The organism is Arthrobacter sp. 01L42, from assembly GCF_056400005.1.
Genome location: NZ_JBFTSL010000027.1, coordinates 55,139 through 62,107, shown reverse-complemented (window position 1 = coordinate 62,107; position 6,969 = coordinate 55,139). Strand labels below are relative to the sequence as shown.

The 6,969-nt window shown below is 65.7% G+C and carries 6 protein-coding genes; 3 read left to right on the top strand and 3 right to left on the bottom strand.

The features are described 5' to 3' along the window. Window positions 1-606 precede the first annotated feature (606 nt). The 3 genes from AC1DN2_RS19615 to AC1DN2_RS19605 form a co-directional block, all read right to left on the bottom strand. A complete protein-coding gene (locus AC1DN2_RS19615; RefSeq protein ID WP_476851614.1) occupies window positions 607-1,959 on the bottom strand; it encodes a ParB/RepB/Spo0J family partition protein in 1,353 nt (450 codons plus the stop codon). Between the two features lie 573 nt (window positions 1,960-2,532). Beyond that, on the bottom strand, window positions 2,533-2,883 hold the full coding sequence (locus tag AC1DN2_RS19610; RefSeq protein ID WP_476851613.1) for a DUF3846 domain-containing protein: 351 nt from the start codon (window positions 2,881-2,883) through the stop codon (window positions 2,533-2,535). 77 nt (window positions 2,884-2,960) lie between these two features. Continuing rightward, a complete protein-coding gene (locus AC1DN2_RS19605) occupies window positions 2,961-3,389 on the bottom strand; it encodes a hypothetical protein (RefSeq protein WP_476851612.1) in 429 nt (142 codons plus the stop codon). 847 nt (window positions 3,390-4,236) lie between these two features. Here AC1DN2_RS19605 and AC1DN2_RS19600 point away from each other — a divergent pair. The 3 genes from AC1DN2_RS19600 (at window position 4,237) to AC1DN2_RS19590 (ending at window position 6,966) form a co-directional block, all read left to right on the top strand. Next, window positions 4,237-4,893 (top strand): helicase associated domain-containing protein, encoded by a 657-nt coding sequence (locus AC1DN2_RS19600; protein WP_476851611.1) that lies wholly within the window; start codon window positions 4,237-4,239, stop codon window positions 4,891-4,893. A gap of 350 nt (window positions 4,894-5,243) precedes the next feature. Further along, entirely contained in the window at window positions 5,244-5,675 is a 432-nt protein-coding gene (locus tag AC1DN2_RS19595; protein WP_476851610.1) for a LexA family protein, read from the top strand. A gap of 10 nt (window positions 5,676-5,685) precedes the next feature. Further along, on the top strand, window positions 5,686-6,966 hold the full coding sequence (locus AC1DN2_RS19590; protein WP_476851609.1) for a Y-family DNA polymerase: 1,281 nt from the start codon (window positions 5,686-5,688) through the stop codon (window positions 6,964-6,966). Window positions 6,967-6,969: the final 3 nt, after the last annotated feature.

Sequence of the window (6,969 nt, the reverse complement as noted above, 5' to 3'; positions counted from 1 at the left end):
AAGGCAGAAGGTCATCTCCGCACACATGAGCGACATAGAAAACCAACCAGGTCTGGACTTCACGGCCACCCGCCGCGCTCTCACGGTCGCCCCGTAAGCAGCACTAAAACACCAGCGCCGGACCTCTGAAGCTCCGGGGCTGGTGTGTGCTTGTTGGGTCTCTGCAGGAGAGTGCCATTGACCTCACCGCCGGATACGGCATCGGCGTGGAGATTCTGCCATTGCCTGGTGCGGGGCACCGCCGTTCCGAGTTTGCGTGCTTAAACAGAAAAAAGCCGGCTTGTTGGCCGGCCCTTTTCTGCTCCTCGGACAAAGGAAATCTGTGGTCCAGCTTAGCTGAAGGTTGCGCCGAGTCTGGACGGCTGACGGGTCATCGTATTGTGCAGGTGGTGCCACCTCGCGGGTCGCGTGGCCTGCCGGCCGGGGCCGCGGCACTTTGGTGGTTCCTGGTGGTCGCGTCAATCGGCGGTCCGCCGCTGATGACCAGCTTCTTTGGTTCGCACCATGCGGCGGACCGCCCGACCTTTGGAAGGTTCCTGGCCATCAAGTGGTGGGTGGCCCGGGGGGCCTTGCCGGGCGGCGGGGAGTCCGCCCGGCAAGGGGCCCTTATGCGGCTTCGTGTTCCTGTGCGGGTGCGGCGCTGTCGAGGATGATCTGCTCGACCGGGCTTGCCGTGTATCCCCAGGCAATGAGCCGGTTCAGGTAGTCGATGTGGCGGATGTTCGGGGACCGCCATGAGTCCTTTGCGATGGTCTTCTCATACCCTGCGCAGACCAGCGCGATCAGGGATACTTCGGGGCGGGCCGTGGACTTGGCCACGTGGTCCCGCAACGGGTTCCATCCCCACCGGTCCGGGCTCTCCCCCGTCTTGGCTCCGGCCATCTCGGCGGCAACGGTTCCTTCGTAGCCGCTGGCCGTTTCGGGGTGGTGGGTGATGGCGTGGACGGTGAAGTGCTGCCAGCCTTTGGGCGGCTGCTTCTTCGCCAGAAGCGTCTTCACGAAGTCGCGGCGGACCACAGTAGCCGACTGCATCAGCTTGTTATTTTCGATCAGGGTTTTCCGCTCGGTCTTCTGCTCCTCCGTCATCGGACCCTTGTTCGCCGTTGACGCGCCGTAGCCGCTGTACCGGAGCGTGAAACCCAGGTCCTTCCATCCGGCCACGACCGGGACGGTGGAGTGATGGCCGTTGTAGGACGTGACGACGTGCACGGCGTTGGCATCCTCCTCGGTGGCCGGTTCCCCGTCGGCCCGGTTCAGCGAGGACACCCGGACGTTCTCGCTGTCCCCGTCGTACCCGGCCCGTTCCACCACGGTGGTCCCGGCGGCTTCCAGCTCGGCGGTCAGCGCCGCGAGGGCGGCCGCGCGGTCGCGGCGGTCCCGCAACTGCTGGGTGAGGTGGGCGAGCATGTCCGGCTCGTCCTTGATGACCGATTCCAATTCCTCCACCGCGTCCTCGTCAGACTCAAACTCGGCCAGAATAAGGGCCGCCTCGATCGTGTATCCCTTGCCCAGGGCGGCGGATCCGGTGTCGGTGGATTTGGCCTTCAGAGCACTCTCCACGGTCGTCTTGGTCCGCCCGGTCTTTTTGGCGATCGTGGCGGCTGAAACGCCGATCAGGGACAGCTGGTGGTAGGCCTCTGCCTCGTCCGCTTCTGTCAGTTCGGCGCGCTGGATGTTCTCCACCACCTGGGTCACGATCCGTTCGGCTTCCTCGGGGGACTCGATGATCATCACCGGGATGCTGGTGCGCCCGGCTTCAACAGCGGCCCGGGTGCGGCGCTGTCCCATCAGGACGTGCACCACGCCGTCGTCTTTGCGATGGGCGATGACGGGTTCCATGACGCCGTGTTCGGCAATGCTGGCAATGAAATCCGGGGTCAGGGCGGCGTCCTTGCGGACGTTGATGTCCACGGTCAGGGTGGCCGGGTCGAGCATTTCGAGGGTCGGTGTGGCGTTCATGGTGTTGTTCCTTCTTGTCCGAGAAGTGGGGGTGAGTGGGGCGGCTTAGGTGACCGGCCAGCTCCCCTGCTCCCCCGTTGTTTTTTTGTTGCTGGCAAGCTTGCTTGCTCGGCGGCCGACGGAGGCCCGTCTACCCGACAGGGCAAGGGGCAGGAAATTCCCGGAGGAAATCAGCGACGCAGGAGCGCCGGAGGGACATTTCCTGCACCGCAGGCCCCGACGAAGGAGGGGCTATACGGGCTGGAGCGGACGCCTAGAATCCGCAGGACAGCAACACAAAAACGTCGCAGACGTAGACAGGGCCAGGGCATCCGGAGCCCTGCGACGGAGGCACTGGMCCCAACAGCCGGCCGCGCCAGCGGACGCCCCATAACTGGTTGGAGCGCAGCGAACCATTTAAGAGCACCCCGGGATCTGCACCTGTTGTGCTGCGGCCGGCGGGCCGCGCAGCCCTGCCTCCCGCCCATGAGCCTGCGGTTGGCGGTCCGTCGCCGGTAACCAGAAGCGGCCGCCAACCACGACGGCGGACCGCCAGCGGTGACCGGCCATGAAGGGTCGGCCACCGCTGGGGTGTCAGCTCACCGGCTGGTGCAGCCCGAACAACTGCTGTGCGAGGTCGATCAATTCCCCGGGCACGTCGGCCTCGCCGCCGTCATCCGACTCCCCCAGGAACACGACATTCCCGCAGTAGACATCGGCCAGCACCCCGGTTTCTTCAAGCACCAGCAGCGCGGCGCGGCGGTTAGGGGCAAGGTTCAGGATTTTGCCTTCCTCGTTCAGGTACAAGTGCCACTCATCCCCGCTCACGGCTTCGATATTTCCGGCCACGAGGGCTTGCAGGTTCTCCAGTGATGCGTCGATGGTTTCGACCCGGGCCGGTTCGTGTCCGTCGGCGGGAATGATCAGGGCGGTGCAGGTGCTCATCAGGGGTTGTCCTCTCAAGTGGTTCGGTGGGGTCCGGCGCCCCGCCGTCATCGGCGGGGCACCGGCTGTGACTCTGGTTAGGCGGCGTTGACCGTGTAGGGCTGGCGGTAGCGGGAGGGCAATTCCGCGGCGGCTTCCGGGAGGTCGTCCGGGCCGTGGGCCTGTCCGTTCTTCCACGAGAAGAACGCCTGTTCGGTGATCGCTTCCCACTGCCGGGCCTTGGTCCGGTAGAACGTGCAGCTGACGTCTCCCTCGCAGTACGTGGCGACGCCGAAGAGGTTGCCGATGCTGTCAGCGGTCCGCGTGGCCGCGACCATGACGTAGGGCCACTGGCCCAGGTCCCAGCCGTCACAGCCCCAGCTGGGGATGACGGCCCAGCCTTCGGCTTCGATGAGTTCCATCCAGTCGTACCCGCCGTTCATGTGGTAATCGCCCAGCACGGTCACTCCGTCGATGGCTTCCCCGGTGTCCTTGGTGGTCACCGTCTTCGTGGTTACTGCGTTCATGGTGTTGCTCCTTCTTGTCCGAGAAGTTGGGGTGAGTGGGGCGGCTTAGGTGACCGGCCAGCGTCCCTGCTCCCCCGTTGTTTTTTTGTTGCTGGCAAGCTTGCTTGCTCGGCGGCCGACGGAGGCCTGTCTACCGCAGGCAAGGGGAAGGAAATTCCCGGAGGAAATCAGCGACGCAGGAGCGCCGGAGGGACATTTCCTGCACCGCAGGCCCCGACGAAGGAGGGGCTAGACGGGCTGGAGCGGACGCCTAGAATCCGCAGGACAGCAACACAAAAACGTCGTAGACGTAGACAGGGCCGGGATCACCGGAGCCCTGCGACGGCGAACCTGGACCCAACAGCCGGCCGCGCCAGCGGACGCCCCATAACTGGTTGGAGCGCAGCGGAGGCCAGGGGCCTTGATACGGTGGACGGGTCCCGTCAGTCACAGCGCACTCCTGTCCCGAGTGGCACTCCTTGCGGGGCATAGACTCCCGAACCTGGAGGACTACCGGAATGGGCCTCAGAAGCTTCTTTCAGCGGAAACCAGCCCTTGGATCATCTGCGACGCCGTCCCCCGCGAATCAGACTCAAGGCCAGTTCCTGTCACCCGAGGACCTGGCTGATCTGGAAGCGGCGTGGGCCGACCTCGCGGCGGCCGCCGAGGCATCGGAAATGACGAATTTTCATGCTTGCACCCGCACAGGGAGGTCCTGGACCGAAGATCCGGCAGCGGTCAGGGCGGCAGCGGCAACTCTGCGGGAGTTCCCGGCGCTGGAGGACCAGCCGCCACAGTAGCTGTCACAGGGCCGCGCCTGCCATGGCAGGGCACGCCTGCCAGGAGCCGTGGCAGGATGGGGTCCATTATGGACAGGCCGTTACGGCGCGCTCCGGACGCGGAATGGGTGCTGATGTACCGGCTCGGACTGAGCCGGCAACGTATCGCTGCCCTGGTGCGCGCTGAGCCGGCTGCTGTTGGATACCACCTGGTTATCGCCCGCCGCCTGGACCCGGGTCTCGAGGCCGAGCATCAGGCTGCCGCTGGCGCCGCCCCAATTCCTTATCCCTCCCCCAAAGACCTCGCCCGCATGGAAGAGGTCATCGCTTGGGTCTCGGCCGAAGGCCGGCAGCCCAACGGCCGTTCCGCAGACCGGGACGAACGCTCCATGGCGCGATGGCTCTCCCGACGCCGGCGCGAAGCAGCCGATGGCGCCCTCGACCCCGCCTACAGCGCCGGTCTCGCCCAGGTGCCCGGGTGGTCGGGCGGCCGCAGGCAATCTGAAGACGAATCCCGCTGGCACGACCGACTCGCCCAGCTCGCGGTCTACCGCGAGGAGGGCAACGACTGGCCTCGCCACGGGAAGGCCGATTCAGAACGGGAACATACCCTCGGGGTGTGGATCCACACCCAGCGGTACAAGCGCCGCCGCGGCGAACTCGACCTTCTGAGGGTCAAGCTCCTGGACGATGCAGCTCCCGGGTGGCAGACCGGGCGAACCCGTGGCCGCCCCCCACGGCGGTGACCGGAAGGTCACGTCTCCAGCGGCCAGGAAGTCAGGCCCGCTAGTAGACTTACATCGGCTCTCCAGTCCCCCCAGCTTGGAGAGCCGGGAGCCTCTGCGCTTGAGTCCTGGACTCGCGCGGAGGCTTTCCTCATAAGCCCAACAGAAACCACGTTGTGGCCAAGCAGCAAACGACCCCACCAGGTTGTGCCCACTGGGGGCAGGTGGAGCCCTCCGCACAGCTCAGAGCTGTCCCCATTGGCGTACAACCCGTCCCGTTGAAATGCCCAGCCATGACCCTCGATGGTTCTTTTGTCGGCCCGCACCAGTAGACTGAATGAATCGAACATATATTCGAATAAAGGTGTGTTGTGGGCGTTGTTGTCGGTCCTCGTGTGATAGATGCGGGCATGTCGTTGTTGTCGGTGCTGATCTCGCCGGTCCCCGTCGCGGCCGGGTATCCCTCGCCGGCGCAGGACTACTTTGATGGCCGGATTGACCTGAATGAGCACCTGATCAAGGACATCACCAGCACCTACGTCGTGCGGGTGTCCGGGGACTCGATGGAAGGCGCCGGCATCAGCGACGGCGATGAACTGATCGTGAACCGGGCCCTGGAACCCAAAGACGGGTCCGTGGTCATCGCGGTTCTGGACGGGGAGCTGACCATCAAGCGGCTGCGGATCACGGGAAGCGGGGTCGTGCTGCAGGCGGAGAATCCGGCGTACCCGGATATCCGGGTCCCGTCGGTCGCGGATCTGGTCATCTGGGGCGTCGCGACCCGCTGCCTGCATCATGTCTAAGCCCGCTTTAATGCGGTACATGCCGCAGATCGCGCACGTGGATGTGAACTGCTTCTACGCGTCGGCCGAGCGTGCGTTCAACCCGTCCCTGGAGGGTCGGCCCGTCGTGGTCCTGTCCAACAACGACGGCTGCGCCGTCACCCGGTCCCCCGAGGCCAAGGCCCTCGGCATCCCCATGGGAGAACCCTGGTTCAAACTCGCCCCGCGGGCCAAGGAATGGGGACTCGTTGCCCTGTCCAGCAACTACGAGCTCTACGGCGACATCAGTGCCCGGGTGATGGAACTGCTGGGCCGGTACTCGGCCTGGCTGGAGGTCTACAGCATCGACGAGGCGTTCCTCGGCGTCAAAGGCGCGCCGGGCGACCTGCTGGCCCTGGGCCGGACCATGAAGGCCGCCGTCAGGCGGAACGTCGGGGTTCCCGTCTGCGTCGGAATCGCCGCCACCAAGACCCTGGCGAAACTGGCCAACAAATGGGCCAAGAACAACCCGGCTTTCGACGGCGTCTGCCACTGGGACTCCGTGCCGGCCGCGGACCGGGAATCCCTGATGCGCCGCCTGTCCGTGATTGAGATCTGGGGTGTCGCCACGCGGTTGACCAAACGTCTGAACGCCCTGGGCATCCATTCCATCCTGGACCTGTCCCGGGCGGATCCGGTCATGATCCGGGACCGGTTCTCCGTGGTCATGATGCGCACCGTCCTGGAACTGCAGGGAACCCCGTGCATCCCGATGGAGGAAGAGCGGATCGGCCGGGACCAGCTCATCTTCTCCCGCTCCTTCGCCACGCCGATCACCACGGCGGCCGGGATGCGGCAGGTCCTGAGCGTTTACGGCCAGCAGGCCTCGGCGCGGCTGGCCAAGCACGGGCTCCAGGCCAAAGTCCTCACCGCGTTCGCCGGGACCTCGCACTTCAACCCGAAAGACACCGCCTACCCCTCGGTGTGCGTTCCGCTGCCGATGCCCACCGCGGACCCGGTCCTGCTGACAAGGGCGGCCCACGCCCTCCTCCCGCTCATCAACGAGGGCATCAGGTACGCCAGGGCCGGCATCATGGTCACCGATCTGCGGCCCACCGGCAATCAGGCACCGCTGGCCCTGTTCGAAAATCCGCACGAGGAACGCCGCGTCGGAGCGCTTCTGGAAGATGTGACCCGCCGGTACGGGCGCGGCTCGATCGGCCTCGGCCACGCCGGAATCCGGGGCGGGCCGGACTGGACCATGAAACGGGACATGCTATCCCCCCGCTACACCACCCACTGGGACGAACTCCCCCTCGTCAAAGCCGCCTAAACC